1 protein-coding gene and 1 pseudogene are annotated in these 884 nt (G+C 52.5%); both read left to right on the top strand.

Features of this window, described 5'->3' with window-relative positions:
* Nucleotides 1-649: glycosyltransferase (locus ACWHAR_RS24700; RefSeq protein ID WP_452088134.1), on the top strand; the 649-nt coding region annotated here is incomplete at its 5' end.
* Nucleotides 646-884, top strand: a pseudogene (locus ACWHAR_RS24695) (EpsG family protein); the annotation flags it as partial. The gene ACWHAR_RS24700 and the pseudogene ACWHAR_RS24695, both read left to right, overlap by 4 nt.

Raw genomic sequence — 884 nt, 5'->3', positions numbered from 1 at the left:
GGAGCGTGTTCACCTTCTTCCAAACGGGATTGACCTTGAGTTGTTCGCCCCAAATGGGCAGGCGGCTGATGAAGAAAAAGCAGCACGCGGCATTGTAGCCGACCGGCTCATCATTGGCCATGTGGCCCGGTTTCATGAAGTGAAAAACCACGCGTTCCTGCTGAAACTTGCCGCACATCTCAAAGAAAGAGGCGTTCGCTTTCAGCTCGTTCTGGCGGGAGACGGGCCGTTGCGCGGGGAGATAGAGGAGGAGGCGCGGCAGCAGAATTTGCTTTCAGACGTCCTCTTTTTAGGCACGGAAGAACGGATCCATGAATTGATGCGCACATTTGATGTATTTGTCATGCCGTCTCTGTACGAAGGCTTGCCGGTTGTGCTTGTGGAAGCGCAGGCGTCGGGGCTTCCATGCATCATTTCAGACAGCATTACAGAAAAAGTCGACGCCGGTCTCGGGCTTGTCACAAGATTAAGTCTTTCTGAGCCGATCAGCGTCTGGGCTGAAACCATTGCAAGGGCGGCCGCCGCAGGCAGGCCGAAGCGTGAGTTCATCAAAGAAACACTCGCTCAACTTGGCTACGATGCACAGCAAAATGTAGGAGCGCTGCTGAATGTATACAACATCAGCACGGAAAAGGACCATAACCGATGATTGTATATGCCGTCAATATGGGGATTGTATTTATTTGGTCTTGGTTCGCTAAAATGTGCGGCGGCCGTGACGATTCGCTTGCCACGGGGTATCGGCAGAATAAGCTTTTGATCTGGATTCCGCTCGCTTCACTTGTGCTCGTGTCAGGTCTCCGCTATCGAGTCGGCACGGATTTTCAGACGTACACGCTGCTGTACGAATTGGCGGGCGATTATCAAAATGTGTGGCAGATATT

The organism is Bacillus sp. LR--39 (assembly GCF_053613335.1).
Note: the sequence above shows the minus strand (reverse complement) of the source record. Positions and strands in the feature narration are given on the sequence as shown.